The organism is Hufsiella ginkgonis (assembly GCF_009834915.1).
Classification (GTDB): domain Bacteria; phylum Bacteroidota; class Bacteroidia; order Sphingobacteriales; family Sphingobacteriaceae; genus Hufsiella; species Hufsiella ginkgonis.
The window spans coordinates 215378-233479 of sequence record NZ_WVHS01000005.1 but is presented as its reverse complement, the minus strand read 5'-3'; the positions used below and the strand labels follow the sequence as shown (position 1 = coordinate 233479).

General features: G+C 51.8%; 19 protein-coding genes. 10 read left to right on the top strand and 9 right to left on the bottom strand.

The genetic code is table 11. The features are described from left to right. Positions 1-30 precede the first annotated feature (30 nt). Positions 31-567, bottom strand: a complete 537-nt coding sequence (gene dcd, locus GS398_RS19825; protein ID WP_160908558.1) for a dCTP deaminase — start codon at positions 565-567, stop codon at positions 31-33. A 258-nt stretch (positions 568-825) separates the two neighbouring features. On the opposite strand from dcd, the gene GS398_RS19820 reads away from it, so the two are divergent. From GS398_RS19820 to GS398_RS19805, 4 genes are read left to right on the top strand one after another with little or no spacing between them, the layout of a single operon-like run. Next, entirely contained in the window at positions 826-1464 is a 639-nt protein-coding gene (locus GS398_RS19820; protein WP_160908557.1) for a 4'-phosphopantetheinyl transferase family protein, read from the top strand. Further along, positions 1451-2200: a lipoyl(octanoyl) transferase LipB gene (gene lipB / locus GS398_RS19815; protein WP_160908556.1), complete on the top strand. Its 750-nt coding sequence runs from the start codon at positions 1451-1453 to the stop codon at positions 2198-2200. Before GS398_RS19820 ends, lipB begins: the two co-directional genes overlap by 14 nt. Beyond that, positions 2163-2879, top strand: a complete 717-nt coding sequence (locus GS398_RS19810; protein ID WP_160908555.1) for an SGNH/GDSL hydrolase family protein — start codon at positions 2163-2165, stop codon at positions 2877-2879. Before lipB ends, GS398_RS19810 begins: the two co-directional genes overlap by 38 nt. A gap of 7 nt (positions 2880-2886) precedes the next feature. Further along, on the top strand, positions 2887-3285 hold the full coding sequence (locus GS398_RS19805; protein ID WP_160908554.1) for a DUF2752 domain-containing protein: 399 nt from the start codon (positions 2887-2889) through the stop codon (positions 3283-3285). Here GS398_RS19805 and GS398_RS19800 read toward each other — a convergent pair. After that, on the bottom strand, positions 3280-4032 hold the full coding sequence (locus GS398_RS19800; RefSeq protein WP_160908553.1) for an RDD family protein: 753 nt from the start codon (positions 4030-4032) through the stop codon (positions 3280-3282). The two genes, GS398_RS19805 and GS398_RS19800, sit on opposite strands and share 6 nt — an antisense overlap. 107 nt (positions 4033-4139) lie before the next feature. Between GS398_RS19800 and GS398_RS19795 the strand changes: the two genes are divergently transcribed. From GS398_RS19795 to GS398_RS19770, 6 genes are read left to right on the top strand one after another with little or no spacing between them, the layout of a single operon-like run. Continuing rightward, positions 4140-5099 carry a stage II sporulation protein M gene (locus tag GS398_RS19795; protein WP_160908552.1) on the top strand — a complete coding sequence of 320 codons (960 nt, stop codon included), beginning with the start codon at positions 4140-4142 and terminating at the stop codon, positions 5097-5099. Between the two features lie 2 nt (positions 5100-5101). Further along, positions 5102-5962 (top strand): hypothetical protein, encoded by an 861-nt coding sequence (locus GS398_RS19790; RefSeq protein WP_160908551.1) that lies wholly within the window; start codon positions 5102-5104, stop codon positions 5960-5962. A gap of 1 nt (position 5963) precedes the next feature. Then, on the top strand, positions 5964-6695 hold the full coding sequence (locus tag GS398_RS19785) for a DUF4129 domain-containing protein (protein ID WP_160908550.1): 732 nt from the start codon (positions 5964-5966) through the stop codon (positions 6693-6695). Beyond that, positions 6695-7873 (top strand): DUF4350 domain-containing protein, encoded by a 1179-nt coding sequence (locus GS398_RS19780; RefSeq protein ID WP_160908549.1) that lies wholly within the window; start codon positions 6695-6697, stop codon positions 7871-7873. Before GS398_RS19785 ends, GS398_RS19780 begins: the two co-directional genes overlap by 1 nt. A 31-nt stretch (positions 7874-7904) precedes the next feature. Further along, positions 7905-8873 carry an AAA family ATPase gene (locus GS398_RS19775; RefSeq protein ID WP_160908548.1) on the top strand — a complete coding sequence of 323 codons (969 nt, stop codon included), beginning with the start codon at positions 7905-7907 and terminating at the stop codon, positions 8871-8873. Continuing rightward, complete coding sequence (locus GS398_RS19770; protein ID WP_160908547.1) at positions 8870-10201, top strand: DUF58 domain-containing protein; 1332 nt, start codon at positions 8870-8872, stop codon at positions 10199-10201. Before GS398_RS19775 ends, GS398_RS19770 begins: the two co-directional genes overlap by 4 nt. 356 nt (positions 10202-10557) lie before the next feature. On the opposite strand, the gene groL is transcribed toward GS398_RS19770, so the two are convergent. From groL to miaB, 7 genes are all read right to left on the bottom strand, one after another. After that, the gene (gene groL / locus GS398_RS19765; RefSeq protein WP_160908546.1) at positions 10558-12201 is read right to left on the bottom strand and encodes a chaperonin GroEL; all 1644 of its coding nucleotides are present in this window, start codon (positions 12199-12201) and stop codon (positions 10558-10560) included. Between the two features lie 48 nt (positions 12202-12249). Continuing rightward, positions 12250-12525: a co-chaperone GroES gene (locus GS398_RS19760; RefSeq protein ID WP_160908545.1), complete on the bottom strand. Its 276-nt coding sequence runs from the start codon at positions 12523-12525 to the stop codon at positions 12250-12252. Between the two features lie 344 nt (positions 12526-12869). Further along, a complete protein-coding gene (gene secG / locus GS398_RS19755) occupies positions 12870-13211 on the bottom strand; it encodes a preprotein translocase subunit SecG (protein ID WP_160908544.1) in 342 nt (113 codons plus the stop codon). A gap of 10 nt (positions 13212-13221) precedes the next feature. After that, entirely contained in the window at positions 13222-14664 is a 1443-nt protein-coding gene (locus GS398_RS19750; RefSeq protein ID WP_160908543.1) for a DUF8458 domain-containing protein, read from the bottom strand. A gap of 30 nt (positions 14665-14694) precedes the next feature. Next, positions 14695-15204 (bottom strand): LptE family protein, encoded by a 510-nt coding sequence (locus GS398_RS19745; protein WP_160908542.1) that lies wholly within the window; start codon positions 15202-15204, stop codon positions 14695-14697. A gap of 23 nt (positions 15205-15227) precedes the next feature. After that, complete coding sequence (locus GS398_RS19740; protein ID WP_160908541.1) at positions 15228-16466, bottom strand: sigma-54 interaction domain-containing protein; 1239 nt, start codon at positions 16464-16466, stop codon at positions 15228-15230. Between the two features lie 89 nt (positions 16467-16555). Continuing rightward, entirely contained in the window at positions 16556-18019 is a 1464-nt protein-coding gene (miaB, locus tag GS398_RS19735; protein ID WP_160908719.1) for a tRNA (N6-isopentenyl adenosine(37)-C2)-methylthiotransferase MiaB, read from the bottom strand. Positions 18020-18102: the final 83 nt, after the last annotated feature.

Sequence of the window (18102 nt, the reverse complement as noted above, 5' to 3'; positions counted from 1 at the left end):
GAATAGTTCAATGTTATAACGCAGAAACCCCTAGAAAATGTTCTTCCACATCATGCTTTCTACGGGCCGCGTGGTTTTATTGCTGTACTTGGCGTTGCCTTTAGTATTGTACATTACCTCCACTTCGCCATCTACGGCGAAATAGATCAGCTGACCGATTGGCATGCCGGCATACACACGCACACATTGTGCAACGGAGATCTCCAGTGTCCAGGTGTTGCAGAACCCTACATCGCCCTTGCCGGCCGTGGCGTGGATGTCTATACCTAGCCTGCCGGTGCTCGATTTCCCTTCCAGGAACGGCACGTGGGCATGTGTTTCGGTGTATTCGCGTGTTACGCCGAGATAGAGTGTGCCGGGCTGCAGCACGAACCCTTCTTTGGGGATCTCGAAATGGTCGATCTCGTTATGTGCTTTGGCATCCAGCACGCGGCTTTTATAAGTGGCCAGGTATTTGCCGAGGTGTACATCATAGGAGTTGGTGCCAAGGCACTCGCGGTTAAACGGCTCGATGATAATGGTACCCTTATCAATTTCTTCGAGAATGCGTTTGTCGGAAAGGATCATTTCAATAGGTCGTTAGGCGTTGTACGTAGTACGTTTCATACGGCAGAAGAATTGACGGGTTGTAGTAAGATACCTGTTTTTTCGCTTACTGATGAATACGTGGTTATTAATTTAATATTTTTAAGACTGGGCGGTTGCTCTTTTACCCGGCGATAATAGCCGTTATGCAAGTACGTAAAACGTAAAACGTCTAACGTCCGGCCCTCATGCTAAAAGTAGAATAATTTACGATAATTTTGCAGGCATTTAACAGAGAGCATGGCATTGGTGTATCGTAAGCAGCTGGATGAAAAGACGGCATTTGCCGTATGGAAAATTGAAGAGACGGCCGAAGAACTGTATCAGCAGCTGCAGCTAAAAGCGCATGAACAAGCCTACCTGGAAACGCTCAATAACGGGAAGCGTAACCTGCATTGGCTAAGTACCCGTGTGCTGCTCCGCAAGATGCTGAGCACCAGCCAGTACATCGATTGCCAGGCCGATGAGCACGGCAAGCCTTACCTGGTTAATTTCCCGCACCAGATCTCGCTGAGCCATTCGTATGACTATGCGGCGGTGATGATCAGCGAGAACAAGGGCGTGGGGATCGATATAGAGCTGGTAAAGACCAAGATCACGCGGGTAGCGGGCAAGTTCCTCACACGCAGGGAGCTCTCCTTTATAGAGCCCGGCAAGCAGGTGGAACATTTGTACATCTGCTGGTGCGCCAAGGAAGCCATCTATAAATTACACGGAAAAAGCGGGATCTCGTTTTTGAAAGATATCAGGCTCGATCCCTTTACCAGCAGTGATGCGGGCTCATTTAACGCCTCGCTGGTGTTACCGGGATCTGCCAGCCGTTATGTGATCCACTACGAGCGTTTTCATGATTATATGATCGGTTATGTTACAGAATAAGGAAGTAACGGTAGCGGATTGGGGGCTGGTTGATTACGCGGCCGCATGGGATCGCCAGGAAGCGCTGTTCGATGCGGTGGTGCAGCAAAAGATCGCCAACCGGGCGGCGCCGATTGCCCTGCCTACCAGTAATTACCTGGTTTTTGCGGAGCATCCGCATGTGTATACGCTCGGGAAAAGCGGGAAGCCGGGAAATTTACTGCTTACCCCGGAAGCGCTGGCCGAAAAAAGGGCTTCTTACTACAAGATTAACCGGGGGGGCGATATCACTTACCATGGCCCTGGCCAGGTAGTGGGCTATCCTATTCTCGACCTGGATAATTTTTTTACCGATATTCACCGCTACCTGCGTACGCTCGAAGAGGCGATCATCCGCACGCTCGCCGATTTTGGCATTACGGCGGGCCGGTACCCGGGTTATACGGGCGTATGGATAGATGCCGATAAACCGTCTGCAAGAAAGATCTGTGCCATGGGCGTGCGCTGCAGCCGCTGGGTGACCATGCACGGGTTTGCCTTTAACGTAAACACCGATCTCGGCTACTTCAAACACATCGTGCCCTGCGGGATCGATGATAAGGATGTAACGTCGATGGCACGCGAGCTGGGCCATGATCCCGGTATAAACAAGGTGAAAGAAATCTTGCTGCAGCATATTTTCGTATTGTTTAACATGCAACCTGTTAATGTATTGCCCAATGACGAAACTATGGCTCATCTTCTTCCTGGCAGCTGAAACACTTGCCGGTTGCTCCGGGAAGAACAAGGATATGACAACATTGATCAACCAGTCCCCTGTAAACACCAGCGATCCCGCCGGCGGGCTATCTTACCTGGCACTGGGCGATTCATACACCGTTGGTGAGTCGGTGCCTTCGGCGCAGGCATTCCCGGCCCAGCTGGCCGATGGCCTGAAGCAGCAAGGCAAGCCCGTGGGAAATATCCAGGTGATTGCGCGCACGGGCTGGACCACCGACGAACTGCAGGCAGCCATCCGTTCTGCTAAGACCGGCACTTTCGACGTCGTGACCCTGCTGATCGGCGTGAACAACCAATACCGGGGCTACAGCCAGGTAACCTATCGTGAAGAGTTTAGGGACCTGCTGGCCACGGCCATCCGTTTCGCGAATGGCAGCAAAGCACATGTGTTTGTGCTTTCTATCCCTGACTGGGGCGTCATGCCTTTCGCTGAAGGGCGCGACAGGGCCAAGATCGGCGCGGAGATCGATGCTTTTAACGCCATCAACAAAGAGGAAACGCTCAAGGCGGGCGTCAGTTATACCGATATCACTCTTTTATCGAAACAAGCCTTAACGGACCTTACCCTGGCGGCGCCTGATGGCTTGCATCCTTCCGGGAAACAATACAGCTTATGGGTGAAAGAGCTAGTTGGAAAAGTGGTGAGCAGCCAGTGATCCGCGTATGAAAAGGCCGGAGTATTACCTGTTGCCCGTGGTCACGGTTGCTGCGCTGGCGGTTATCTACGTCGCTTGCGATCCGGTGTCGCCGGCTTTTTTCCTGCACTGCCCCTTCCGCCGGCTCACCGGGCTCGACTGCCCGGGTTGTGGTTCCCAGCGTGCGTTTCATGCCTTGTTGCATGGGGAAGTTGCCCGCGCCGCCGACTATAACCTGCTCCTGGTGGTTTCCCTGCCATTTCTGCCGGTATATACCTATTACCGGTTACGTACTGCCACGGGCGATACCCGCCGCTGGCAGCTGCCCTCGTACCGGTATACGCCCCATGTGATCTTCGGGCTGGTAGCCGGCTTCTGGCTCCTTCGCAACCTGCCCGTTTACCCGTTCACTTACCTGGCTTCATAACGCACTGCTATCTGCCTCCGCCACTGCGTAATTGTAGTCTTGTATAATGTAAGTAAGGAACGCGAGGTCGGTCATGGTGTCTGCCGTGGTGATACCGAGGTGCGCTTTCACCTTGCTGGCCATGGAATAGAGCAGCCTGTCGTTGTTGCTCTTGTCATAATTGGCAAGCACTTCGTGGATGAGCACGATGTCCTGTTCGCTCAGGTCGGCCGCCCTGGTGAAAACCGGTTTATAACCCGGCGCCGGCGGTACGAACACCAGGTGCGAAACATTGGTCCTCGGTACCGTTTTGATCACCGTGGTGCCTGCCGCCAGGTCGCCCAGGCGTTGCTTCTTCTCGGTAACGATGATGGTGATCAATGCTCCGAGGCACGAGGTAAGCGTCATGTCTGCAATGCGCATCAGCCACCGGATGCAGTATTGCCCAAAAGTGGGGCGCCCGCCGCTCAGGCTGATCACGCGGATCTTCATTACTTTTTTGCCGATGCTTTGCCCGTTCATAAACACCTCGCACAGGAGGTCGTAAAACACCAGCAATACCATCAGGATGATAAATATGATCGGGACGCCGAATCCGGCGAAATTCCCCAGGGTGGCGGTCGACATAAAACCGATAATGGTCGCCACGATATATAGACAGAAAAAAACCGCCAGGTCTATGATATAACCCAGTATCCGGTCGCCCACAGAAGCCGCGTCATATTCAATATCGATGTTTTGTGAAGTGGTGATCTTTACCGTATGCATAATCCAAATATATCTTTTTATCGCTTTCCCCTTTCCTTCCTGTTTTTTTTCCTGAAAAGTTGAATATTGTATTTATTTTGAACAAAATATGAGAGATACCTCCGCGGATGAGAGAAGCCCTTTTTGTTAAGCAAAATTCTGCAAAGTGGCACCTGTACGATAAGCTGGAATCGCAGGACCCGGACGTGCTGGCCGAACGGTTCATCGAGATCACCGACGACCTGGCTTATTCCAAAACGTTTTATCCGAAATCGAAAACTACGGCGTATCTGAACGGGTTGGCGTCGCGGTTCCATCAAACCATTTACAAGAACCAGAAGGAGAAGTCGAACCGTTTTGTCGGTTTCTGGAAAACGGAGCTTCCGTTGCTGTTTAAAAAGAACGAGCGGCAGCTGTTGTATTCGTTCCTGATATTCGTGTTTTTCTGTCTCATCGGGGCCTTATCGGCGAAGTACGACGACCAGTTCGTGCGCGTCATTATGGGCAACAGCTATGTGAACGAAACCAACGAGAACATAGCCAAAGGCGATCCGTTCGGTATTTACAAAGGGCATGGCGAGTTCACCATGTTCTTTATGATCACCAGCAACAACATTTACGTGGCATTTAACACGTTCATCTGGGGAATCATGGCCTCCCTGGGCACGGTTTATCACCTGATGAGGAATGGCATTATGCTGGGCTCGTTTCAATATTACTTTTTTAGCAAGGGCCTGGGGCTCGAATCCGTGCTGGTGATCTGGATCCATGGTACGCTGGAGATCTCGGCCATCGTTATTGCCGGCGGTGCCGGGCTGGTGCTGGGTAACAGCCTGCTTTTTCCCGGTACATATACGCGGCTCGAATCGTTTAAGCGCGGCGCCCGCGAAGGCACGCAGATCGCCATCGGCCTGGTGCCTGTCTTTATCGCGGCCGGGTTCCTGGAAAGCTTTATCACGCGGCATACCGAAATGCCGGGCTGGCTAAGCGGTGCGATCCTGGCGGCATCCTTCCTGTTCATCACGTGGTATGTGATCATTTATCCTAATATTCTTCATCGTCGCGCCAAAACCGGAAACTTATCATAAATATGGAACTGAGAAAACAAAGAGACTTCAGCGAGCTGATCTCCGACACCTTTACGTTTGTAAAACTGAACTGGAAGCCGTTGTTAACGGCTTTTGCCGGTATCTGCGGCTTTTTTATCGTGGCCAGCATCATCGTCAGCACACTCACCCAGCTGCAGATACTGTCGCTCACCAATGATGAAGTACCGGTGTTTCCCCAGCGGCGTTTCGCGGCATTTGGCCTTGGCCAGGTGCTTGTGCTTATCATGGCCTTGCTGGAGCATGTCGCCATCGGCCTCACCGTGATCTCGTACATATCGCTTCGCGAAAAGCTTGGGGTACCGCCCTCGGTAGAAGAAGTATGGACGCAGGTGAAATATTATTTCTTCCAATATACCGGTGCGTTCATCCTGGTAGGGCTTATGCAGGTGCTGGGCATTATTTGCTGCGTGTTGCCGGGCATCTACCTGATCCCGATCAGTTCACTGATCCTTGTAGTGCTGGTGATGGAGAACGGCACCATCGGTCATGCATTCAGCCGCGGCTTCAGCCTCGTTAAAGATTATTGGTGGACTACTTTCGGCGCGCTTTTCGTGATCGGCCTCGTGCTATACGCTTTCGCGATGATATTTGCCATCCCGGCGATGATCATCGGGATGGGCAGTGTGATGGCGGGTACGGGCGAAACGATCTCAAAACCGCTGATAATCGCCATCAGCATTGTTTCGCAGCTCTCGGCAGTGTTTTACATCCTTCCATGGGTAGTTACTTGTCTATGCTATTACAATCTCACCGAAGTGAAAGATGGTACCGGTTTAGTCGGCAGGATCGAGAAACTCGGCAGCCTGGAACAGGAAGGCCCTGCATCGCCCGAAGAATATTGAGATGAGATTTTTCCTTGCTGTTTTGTTGTGCTTTGCGTCCTGGCCCGCATACGGGTCCGGTAACCCCTCTCCCGTTAAGGCGACGATAGAACAGCAGGTGGCTGTTGCCGATACGTCGGCATTCACCGCGCGAAGTTTTAATGAGCGGCAGCTTGGCGAATACCGCCGGAGTCCTGCCTTTATTTACCGGGATAACGGTGTATACGCGGGGCAATCCTTGTGGTCACGTTTCTGGAGATGGTTCTGGGGCTTATTCGAAGGGATAACATCGGCGCCGGTTACAGGGAATCTTTTTAAGATACTTTTCTGGGGACTGGGCATTGCCGGGTCTATTTACGCTTTTCTGAAGCTTATCGGGATGGACCCTATCCAGGTCTTTACTCGCAAGCCGACAGGCATTGAAGTGCCTTACGAGGAATCGCTCGAAAACATCCACGAGATCAGCTTCGACGATGAGATCGAGCGTGCTGCAGGCGTTCAGAACTACCGGCTAGCGGTTCGGCTGCTCTATCTTAGCAGTTTAAAATACCTCAGCGACTCGGGGATGATCCATTGGCAAAACGATAAGACGAACGGCGCCTACCTGCAGGAACTGGCCAATACCGATAAAAAGGAACAGTTCTCTGTGCTCACCAGGCAGTTCGAATATATCTGGTACGGCAATTTCCCGGTGCAGCCTGATGCTTTCCAGGAGATCAGGGGCGCATTTAAACACTTTACCGGTAAAAAGTAATGAGAGACCTGAAGATCTACATTTCGCTGGCCTCCATTTTATTTATCGGTTACCTGGTTGCGCAGTATAATAAGCCCAAGCCGGTCGACTGGTCTGAGACCTATAAACGTGCAGATAAGATCCCCTTTGGCACTTATGTGCTTTACAACCAGCTGCCCGCGCTGTTCCCGCACAGCAAGGTGACCGATAACCGTCTGCCGGTTTACAACGCGCTGGAGAGCCGCGCCGGGCTAACCAACAGCACCTACCTGTTGCTCGCCGGTTCGGCCTACATAGACCGCAATGACTTTAAGCGCATGCAAGCTTATATGGAACGCGGGAATACGGTCTTTATCGCCGCCTATAACTTCGGCCAGTTTCTCGATAGGCAATTAAAGCTTAAAACCACGGGTATCGTATTTGATGGAGTACGCAAGCCGAACGGCCTTCGTTTTACGGACAAGCGGCTTCCAGCCAGGAGGTATAGATTCGACAAGCAGATCGGCTGGCAGTTTTTCAGTAAGTTTGACAGTGCCCGGGCCACGGTATTGGGCGTTAATGGAAATGGAAGAGCTAATTTTATCAGGTTCAGGTTTGGTAAAGGCGCACTTTTCCTGGTGGCCTCACCGCAGCTTTTTACCAATTACGTACTGCTGAAACCAGCGGGCGCCCGTTACGCAGAGACCGTTTTTTCTTATTTCCCGCATGGGAAGGAGGTGATCTGGGATGAGCATACGGTGATGGGCAACGAGGGAAAGGACGTCTCCCCGCTTCGTTTCATCTCCGCGAACCCGCCGCTGCGCAATGCGTATTACATTACGCTGGTTGCCATGCTGCTGTTTGTGCTGTTCGAGATGAAGCGGCGGCAACGGATCATTCCCATTGCCGACCCGATGAAGAACGCCACAACCGAGTTTGTACAGGTAGTGGGCCAGGTATATTACCACCAGCGCGATAACCGGAACATTGCAGAGAAAAAGATCCGGTACCTGCTGGAGCATATCCGTAGCCGTTACCACGTAAAGACCGCCGGGCTCGACCAGGCTTTTGCCGAAATGCTTGTACAGCGGTCGGGCGCCAGTCCCGAACTGGTTGCGTCGTTGCTAAGAGAGATCGCGCAGGTGCGTACGGGCGGGATGGTATCCGACCAACAGCTCATAAAACTGCATACATTGATACAGGAATTTAATACACTTTAAAGAGCCAGGCACCTAACGCCAGCAAGTAATTATGGAATTTGAACAACGTACCGACCTCGGCCAGCTGAATGCAGCGGTAGAGCGCATTAAAAACACCATTGGCAGCGTGGTTATCGGCCAGCAAAGTATGATCGAGCTGCTTATTACCGGCATTCTTGCCGATGGGCATATGCTCATCGAAGGCGTGCCGGGCGTAGCCAAAACGCTCACCGCCAAACTTATCGCGCGCTGCATAGACGCTCGTTACTCCCGCATCCAGTTTACGCCCGATCTCATGCCATCGGATGTACTTGGCACCTCGGTGTTCAACCCGGGAAACGCCAGTTTTGAGTTCAAGAAAGGGCCGGTGTTCGGCAACATTATCCTGGTGGACGAGATTAACCGCGCACCGGCAAAAACACAATCGGCGCTCTTCGAAGTTATGGAGGAGCGCCAGGTAACCATCGACGGAAAAACGTATGTGATGGAGGAGCCGTTCATCGTACTCGCTACACAGAACCCCGTAGAGCAGGAGGGGACCTACCGCCTTCCGGAAGCACAGCTGGACAGGTTCCTTTTCAAGATCGAAGTGAAATACCCGTCGCTCGAAGAGGAAACGGCTATCCTTCACCGGCAGCACCAGCAGCATACTTCGGTACAGGTGGGCGAGATCGCCCCGGTACTTACTTCCGGGGAGATCTATGCCTACCGCAAGCAGGTAAAGGCCTTTCACGTAGAGCCCAACATCCTGTCGTTCGTAGCAAAGATCACGTACGAAACACGTAACAATAAGTCGCTGTTCCTTGGCGGGTCGCCACGTGCTTCCCTGGCCATCGTAAATGGTGCAAAGGCGATGGCAGCTATCCGCGGACGCGATTTTGTAACGCCTGATGACGTGATCGCGGTAGCGCCTGCCGTGCTTCGTCACCGCATTATCCTTACACCGGATAAAGAGATGGAAGGCGCTGCACCCGACGACGTGATCCTTCAGATCATTAATAAATTAGAGGTGCCGCGATGAGGTTCTACCGCGAGCTGTTTTTAACCAACCGCTTTTTTACCGTGGCGGGATGTGCGGTTATGCTCTTCCTGCTCGCGTTCTTCCTGCCATGGCTGGGCGATATCCCGGAGATCTTTTTCTTCGGATTCCTGGCATTGGTGGTGATAGACGTCTCGCTGCTTTTCAGGCAGGGTAAGGGGGTATTTGCCCGTCGTAACGCGCCCGGGAGGCTCAGCAACGGCGACGAGAACGAGATCGGCATCTATGCGGAGAACTTTTATTCCTTCCCGGTACAACTTGGGATTATCGACGAGATCCCTTTCCAGTTCCAGAAACGTGATATCTGGTTTAAGACACGGCTGGCCGCAAGGCAGCATAAAATGATTACGTATGTGCTGCGGCCGCTTAAACGGGGCGAGTACGAGTTCGGGATTATCCGGCTATATGTGCGGTCGCCGCTGGCGCTCATCAGCAGGCGCTATAATTTCGGGCAGCCGGAGAACCTGCCGGTATATCCTTCGTTCCTGCAGATGCGCAAATACGAGATGATGGCGGTATCCAACCGTTTGTCTGAGATCGGCGTAAAGAAGATCAGGCGACTGGGGCATAGCCTCGAGTTTGAACAGATCAGGAATTACGTGGCCGGCGACGACCAGCGGAGTGTGAACTGGAAAGCCAGCGCCCGGCGCGGCGAGCTCATGGTAAACTCGTTCCAGGACGAGCGGGCGCAGCATATTTACTGCGTACTTGATAAATCCCGTGCCATGAAGATGCCTTTCGAGGGGCTCAGCCTCCTGGACTATGCCATAAACGCCACCCTGGTGCTTTCTAACATCGCCATGATCAGGCAGGACAAAGCCGGGCTTATCACCGTGGCCGAGAAGATCGGCTCCGTGCTGCCTGCCGATCGTCGCCCCACGCAGCTTAACAAGATCCTCGAGATCCTGTATAAAGAAAAAACACGCTACCTGGAGGTAAATCTTGAGGCGTTGTACAGCGCCATGCGCAACGTAATAAAACAGCGGAGCCTAGTGATCCTTTTTACTAATTACGAAAGTATGCAAGCCATGCACCGGCAGCTTCCATACCTAAAGCGCATTGCGAGGTACCACCTGTTACTGGTGGTATTCTTCGAGAATACCGAGCTTGCCAGGCTTTCGGCGGAGCCGGCGCAAAACGTGGAAGATATTTACGTCCAGACTATTGCCGCGAAGTTTGCTTACGAGAAAAAGCAGATCGTAACGGAGCTGGCAAAGTATGGCATTCAATCGATCCTGAGCACGCCTAAAGACCTCAATATAAACACCATTAACAAGTACCTGGAACTTAAGGCGAAGCAGAAAATATAGGGATAACAATTCGCAGGGAAAGACTGGCGAAGCTGAACGATCAGACGATCATGTTAACGAGCAGGCGTGGCGCTTCGAGCACCATCCATTCAAAAACTTTTACCGGGATCTGCCGGCTTCTCCGGGGGAAGGACTTCATACTCCCACAGCTGCAAAATTAATGCCGCACAAATAAAACCGTTATTTCCTGATAGAAAAATGATAAAGGCATTGTTTTAGGGGTCCGCCCCAGGGGATAGGTCGTTTTTCCGGGCGTTTTCGCCTGCTAACGGTGTATCAAAAAATAAACCCTGTCCAAATTAATGAACAGGGTTATCACGTATGACTTATAACGGCCGACGTATATGAACGTTAGATTACATCATACCGCCCATGCCGCCGCCGCCCATTGGAGGCATGCCGCCACCATGGCCTTTATCTTCTTCAGGCTCGTCGGCAAGTACGCATTCGGTGGTTAACAGCATGGCTGCGATAGAAGCCGCATTTTCTAACGCGATACGGCTTACTTTAGTCGGGTCTATCACACCGGCGGTGATCAGGTTCTCGTACCTGTCAGAGCGTGCGTTGTAACCGAAATCCGCGGAGCCTTCTTTCACTTTCTGAACCACGATGGAGCCTTCGATCCCTGCGTTCTCGCAGATCTGGCGAAGCGGTTCTTCGATGGCACGTTTTACGATCTGGATACCGGTAGTTTCGTCTTCGTTGGCGCCTTTAAGACCTTCGAGCGACTCGATAGCGCGAATGAACGCAACACCGCCCCCTGCTACAATGCCTTCTTCAACAGCGGCACGGGTAGCGTGTAAAGCATCGTCAACACGGTCTTTTTTCTCTTTCATTTCTACTTCGGTAGCAGCACCTACGTAAAGTACGGCCACGCCACCGGCCAGTTTCGCCAGGCGTTCCTGTAATTTCTCGCGGTCATAATCAGAAGTAGTGGTTTCGATCTGTGAGCGGATCTGGTTTACGCGGCCTTTAATATCGTCGCCGTTACCGTTTCCGTTAATGATAGTGGTGTTATCTTTGTCAACAACTACCTTTTCCGCCTGTCCGAGGTAAGAAAGATCCGCATTTTCAAGCTTGTAACCTCTTTCTTCCGAGATCACGGTACCACCGGTAAGAATGGCGATATCTTCAAGCATCGCTTTACGGCGATCGCCGAAGCCTGGCGCTTTAACAGCGGCAATTTTCAGCGAGCCGCGGATCTTGTTCACCACCAGTGTAGCCAGTGCTTCGCCGTCGAGGTCTTCGGAGATGATCAGGAGCGGTTTGCCGGTCTGGACCTGTTTTTCCAATACCGGGAGCAACTCTTTCATGCTGCTGATCTTCTTGTCGTAGATCAGGATATACGGATTGTCGAGCTCAACTTCCATTTTGTCGGTGTTGGTTACGAAGTAAGCAGAAAGGTAACCACGGTCGAACTGCATACCTTCTACGGTTTTCACTTCGGTTTCTGTTCCTTTGGCTTCTTCAACGGTGATCACGCCGTCTTTTCCAACTTTTGCCATCGCGTCGGCGATCAGCGAGCCGATCACGTCGTCGTTGTTTGCAGAGATAGAAGCGACCTGTTTGATCTTGCTGTTATCTTCGCCAACGGTTTGCGACTGGCCTTTAAGGTTTTCGACTACCGCGTTTACGGCTTTATCTATACCGCGCTTCAAATCCATCGGGTTTGCGCCTGCGGCTACGTTCTTAATACCGGCAGTTACAATTGCCTGTGCCAATACAGTGGCGGTGGTGGTACCGTCACCGGCCTGGTCGGCGGTTTTGGAAGCCACTTCTTTTACCATTTGAGCGCCCATGTTTTCCAGGGGATCTCTCAGTTCGATCTCTTTCGCTACGGTAACGCCGTCCTTGGTAATAGCCGGGGAACCGAATTTTTTATCGATGATCACATTACGGCCTTTAGGGCCCAGCGTCACCTTAACCGCGTTAGCCAGGGTATCGACGCCTCTTTTCAGGGCATCCCTTGCTTCTACATTGTATTTGACCAATTTTGCCATTTTTCTTTGTTGTTAGTTCGTTTTCTTGTAGTTAAAGTCGTTTGGATCTTACAGAACAGCGTAGATGTCAGATTCGCGCATAATGAGGTATTCCTTGCCTTCATAGGTGATTTCGGTACCTGCATATTTGCCATACAATACCTGGTCGCCGGCTTTAACTGTGAGGGGCTCGTCTTTTTTGCCTTCGCCAACAGCCACAACCAATCCTCTTTGAGGCTTCTCTTTTGCGGTATCAGGGATATAAAGCCCTGAAGCGGTTTTTTCTTCTGCAGGAGCAGCTTCAACTACTACTCTGTCTCCGATAGGTTTAATGTTCAATGCCATATCTAATTAAAAATTTAAGTTTTGAGATCGCTTAACGGGCACAGTAATTATGCCAATCGATCGGTATCGGGTTAGTTAAGGGGTTTGACGTCAAAATTTCACTTTTCGGCAGACATTACATCATGATTTGAGTTACACGATGTCAACGTGTCAGCCATTGAACTGCTTGACCAACGCTTTCAGTTTTAACTTTCTGCTTCCGGCTAATAAATACTACTTTCCCCCAGCGTGTACGCCCGGTCACCTATTTGCTCCTGTCAGGCTAGCCTGCCGAAGCCCCTGCCTAAAACAAAAATTGCTCACTACCGCTATCTGGTGGTGAGCAATTTCAGCCTGGCAACAGGTTATTTCTTTCCGGTATCGCTTGCTGCCGGCAGCGGGGCTGTTGATGGCTGTGACAGTGGATTTACCTGCGGTTTGGTGATCTGTTTCTGCAGTTCCTGCGACTGGCTTTCTGCTCCGCCTCTTGGGATGGCTACATTGATCGCGATGGCGAATACCATCAGCAACGCCGTAAGTACCCAGGTGCCCTTTTCCAGGAAGTCGCCGGTGCGCTGTACGCCCATAATGTTGTTCGAGCCGGAAAATCCTGACGATAAGCCGCCGCCCTTTGGATTCTGGATCAGGATGAAAAATCCCAGGATCACGCATACAATAATGGCCAGGATGATTAAAGTGAAGTACATATTTTATGAATTAATTGACTTTTTTTTCCAGTTCTTTTATTTGGTCGGCAAAGTAAGCGCTTTTTTCCGGGAATTTCAAGCTTAATTTTTTGTATGTATCTATGGCCTTGTAATATAGCATCTGATCTGAATAGATGCGCGCCAATGTTTCTGATACAACGTCGTTAGGATCCTCGGAGCTCTTGCGTGCTTTATTCTCGGTATCGATCTTTTCGGCCTTCGGCGGCTTGATCTGTGGTTCTTCCTTTAAGAAGCGTTCGATGATCTGGTCGTCTTTACGCTTGATCTCGAACTCTACCGTATTGGGAGGCATCACGTAATCCGGGTCATCCAGTTGTGTTTTCAGGTGAAAAATATTCTCGATGATCTGGTGATTCAGTGCTTTATCCAGGTTTTTTTTATAGTCAGGATACAGATTTACGTACGGCTGGTAGGTTTGCGCGTGCTTTTTGCGGGTCTTACTTAGCCACCACAGGAAGGTATAGGGCATTTTATCGTCGTCGTACTTAGAAACCTCGCGGTTTACCGGAGCGGATTCTCCCGGGTTTTCTAACGCAGGCTCTTCATTACCGGCGTGTTCTGCCTCGAGCGGGTCCGCCAACGAGCGTTCGAAAGCAAAAAAGTCAGCCTCTGCGATACTGTCTATGATCATTCTTTCGGCCTGGATATCATCCCGGGTAAGCTTTGTCGCATTTTGCTCACCGGCAGCCATGGCGGGTTCTTCCGCCTGGGGTATTACCGTTTCAGGTTGCCATGCGGGTGCAGCGCCATCTTCTTTTTCAGGCGCAGGTGCTTCCGCCTCCGGGATGGTGGTCTCTATCTCCTGTGGTTCCGGCGCGGTCTCCTCTGTTAGAGGCGTTTCCGCTTCGGGTACCACCGTTTCTATTCCCGGCGCTTCATGCTCACTATTGGTGGCAGCCGGTTCAGCTGCGTTGTTTTGCGGTAAGCTGTTGTCGGACGTTTCGGTATACAGTTGCTCTTCGGGTGCCGGTTCTCCTTCATTTGCCGAAGGAGGCGTAAAAGTTGTTTCTTCAGCAGCAGGAGTTCCCGGAGAGCTGCCATCTTCGGGTAACATTCCCGGGTCCGCCTCAGCAGGTTCATTCCCGGCAGGCTCTTCCGGGATTTCCGCGTTCTCCCCGTGGATCGATGCAGGGTGCGGGAGATGTTCTTTCAGCTGTTTTCGCCACTCTTCCGGCCGGTGAAGGGCTTTGAAGAGTACCCCGCGCTGCGGCATGTATACCGCCGTTTTGGCCAGCTGTTCTTTGAAGGCATTACCATCGGTCCTGCTCGCTGCCGTTCTTACAAGATAGAGCAGCTGGCAAAACGGGAACCGTTCAATGAGCGAATTCAGAACAGGGAGGTCCGGTACGGGGGTAAGGTCAGGGTTTTCAAGGTAAGCGGAAACAACCCTGTTAAACTCTTCCCTGTAATTCAATTGTTCCACCTGCTCCATTAATTTATCGTCGTAAAATAAGCAAAATGCCTACCAATTCGCAAAAGCGCGGTTAAAAATATCTTCCGTAAGCATCACGTTCACCTTCGAGATCGCATTGGTTTCCTGCGCCTGCACCGGGGGGGGGAAGTCGAAATACCTGGAGAACGACTGTTCAAATTCATCTTCCTTCTTGAATACGTTGGTATATTTAACGTTCACCGTAATGGTGAGCCTTAGTAACCCTGCGCGGTCGTTGCCCTGGATGGCTTTGGGAGCGATGCTGTAATCGGTGATCCTGCTCTCGAAATTGCCGTGTCCGTTGGCGGTCACGATACTTAGTGACGACTGGCTCCTGATCCGGTCTTTGAGGGCCTCGGTCAGCTTTCGCGCCAGGTCAGGTACCACCAGCGGTGCATTATTTTCGAAAAACTGTACGGAAACGGTCTTCATTTCCGGAGGCACTTTAATACCTCCCAATGAGTAAACTCCGCATCCCTGGCTAAAGAGCACCAGCAGCAGCACCAGGTTCCCGGCAATATGTTTGGCCCTTTTGTTCATTGCGCGTATTTCTTAATGGAATATTATGAAAGGTTCAGTTCTTTGATCTTGCGGTACAGGGTGCGTTCGGAGATGCCGAGTTCTTTTGCCGCCATCTTGCGTTTTCCGCGGTGTTTTTTTAACGCTTTACGGATCAGGTCCGATTCTTTATCGATCAGCGAAAGGGACTCCTCGGCTTCTTCGTCGTGGTGCGTGATGTCGAACTCCTCGGCCGCCTGGTGCTGTGGTACCGGTACCGGGGTGTGAATGGTTAACGTAGATTGTTCGTTTACCGGCAGTTCGATGTCGCGGTAAAGCTGGTTGATGAGCTGTGGATTGGCAATGGCCGATGCGCTTCCGCCGTTGCTGATGATCTCGGCAACCAGTTTCTTCAGCTCAACCATGTCGCGTTTCATATCGAAAAGCACTTTATAGAGGATATCTCTTTCCGAAAGGTCTTCGCTTCCCTGCCGGCTTACCCGCATGGGAAGGTTGCTGCCGGATTCAACGGGGATGTAATTGAGCATGGACGAAGCGGTAAGGTTCCTGTCTTTTTCCAGCACGGCGATCTGTTCGGCGATATTCTTTAGCTGCCGTACGTTGCCGGGCCAGGCGTAATTTACAAGCATTTGCTGGGCCGCATCATCCAGCTGTACGTTGGGGCTCCGGTATTTATCCGTAAAATCGGCGATGAATTTCCTGAAGATCAGGTATATATCGTCCTTCCTTTCGCGAAGCGGGGGAATTTTAAGCGGCACGGTATTAAGGCGATAGTAAAGGTCTTCCCTGAACTTGCCGTTTTTTACCGCATCGTATACATCGACGTTGGTGGCGGCGATCACACGTACATTGGTTTTCTGCACTTTCGAGGAGCCTACGCGCAGGTATTCGCCTGTTTCTAGCACACGCAGCAAACGGGCCTGTGTTCCCAGTGGCAGCTCGGCTACCTCGTCGAGGAAGATGGTACCGCCGTTCACTACTTCAAAGTAGCCCTTGCGGGCCTCGTGCGCACCGGTAAACGACCCTTTCTCGTGTCCGAAGAGTTCAGAATCTATAGTGCCTTCGGGTATCGCTCCGCAGTTAACCGCAATAAACGGCCCGTGTTTCCGCGAGCTCATGGAATGGATGATGTGAGAAAATACTTCCTTACCGCTCCCGCTTTCGCCGGTAATGAGTACGGAAATATCGGTAGGGGCCACTTGTCTCGCAATGTCTATGGCGCGGTTCAGCAGGGGCGAGTTCCCAATAATGCCAAACCGGTTTTTAATGTCTTGTACGTCCATGTATAGTTGGCGCTTAGGGTTTGGGGTTCGGGGTTTTAGGTCGGGAGCTTAACAAAGCGCAGTTAGCCGCAACCTTAAACTTTAAACCTTCAACCATTAATGATTGTACCAAGAAGCGTAGCCGGTGTGCACCGGTCTACGAACACGTTTACATATTCACCGGGTTTGAAGCGTTCGCTTACCGGGAAAACCACCATGGCGTTTCGGTCATTGCGGCCGCAGTAGTCCTTGTCTGATTTCTTAGAGAAACCTTCGATCAGTACGCGGTGTATGGAGCCCACCTGTTCCTTTAACCGGACGTGCGAATGCGTACGCTGCAGGTTAACCACTTCTGTGAGGCGACGTTTTTTTATTTCTTCCGGGATGTCGTCGGCATAACGTTTGGCGGCCAGTGTGCCCGGGCGCTCGGAATAAGAGAACATATAGGCATAGTCGTATTGCACGAACTCCATCATGCTCAGGGTTTCCTGGTGCTCTTCTTCGGTCTCCGTGCAGAATCCGGTGATCACGTCCGTAGAGATCCCGCACCCGGGGATGATCCGGCGGATGGCGTTCACCCGTTCCATATACCATTGGCGGTCGTAGGTGCGGTTCATCAACCCTAGCACCCTCGAGTTGCCCGACTGCACGGGGAGGTGAATATAGTTACAGATGTTGCCGTGTCTAGCGATGGTATGCAGCACTTCGTCGGTAATGTCTTTGGGATGCGAGGTAGAGAACCTGATGCGAAGCTCCGGGCTTACCTGCGCCACCAGCTCCAGCAACCCGGCAAAATTAACTGCCGGGGCTTCGGCGGTTTCGCCTTCGGCGGAAGCGGTTTTATACTTATACGAGTCCACGTTCTGTCCCAGCAGGGTGATCTCTTTATAGCCTTTTTCAAACAGGCCGCGGGCCTCCTGTACGATGGATTGCGGGTCGCGGCTGCGTTCCCTGCCACGGGTAAAAGGCACGACACAGAAAGAGCACATGTTGTCGCATCCGCGCATGATGGAGATAAAAGCGGTGATCCCGTTCGAGTTCAGCCTCACCGGGCTGATGTCTGCATAGGTTTCTTCCCGCGAGAGCAACACGTTTACGGCGCGTTCACCTTCATCGGCCCTGCCCACCAGGTTCGGCAGGTCGCGGTAGGCATCCGGTCCGACCACCAGGTCAACGAGCTTCTCTTCGTCGAGGAACTTCGATTTCAGGCGTTCGGCCATACAGCCAAGTACGCCTACGGTCATGCCCGGGTTTTTCTGTTTGGCGGCGCCGAATTCTTTCAGGCGGTTGCGTACCCTGACTTCCGCATTTTCGCGGATAGAACAGGTGTTGATAAAGATCACATCTGCCTCGCGGAAGTCGCCCGTGGTCTGGAAACCCTCACCTGCCATAATGGAAGCTACGATCTCGCTATCCGAGAAATTCATGGCGCAGCCATAGCTTTCGATATAAAGCTTCCTGCCTGCCCTGGCCGTTATGGATACTTCCAGCACCAGCGCCTCGCCCTGGCGCGACTCATCATGCCGGGCGGCGGTATGTATCGTATCGTTTTCGCTGATCTCCGGATTAACCATTTGTACTAAATTGGACTGCAAAAGTAGGGATTTTTTTGTTAAATGACAGTTTGGCAGTAAAAACCTTATCGGGCCAGGAGCGT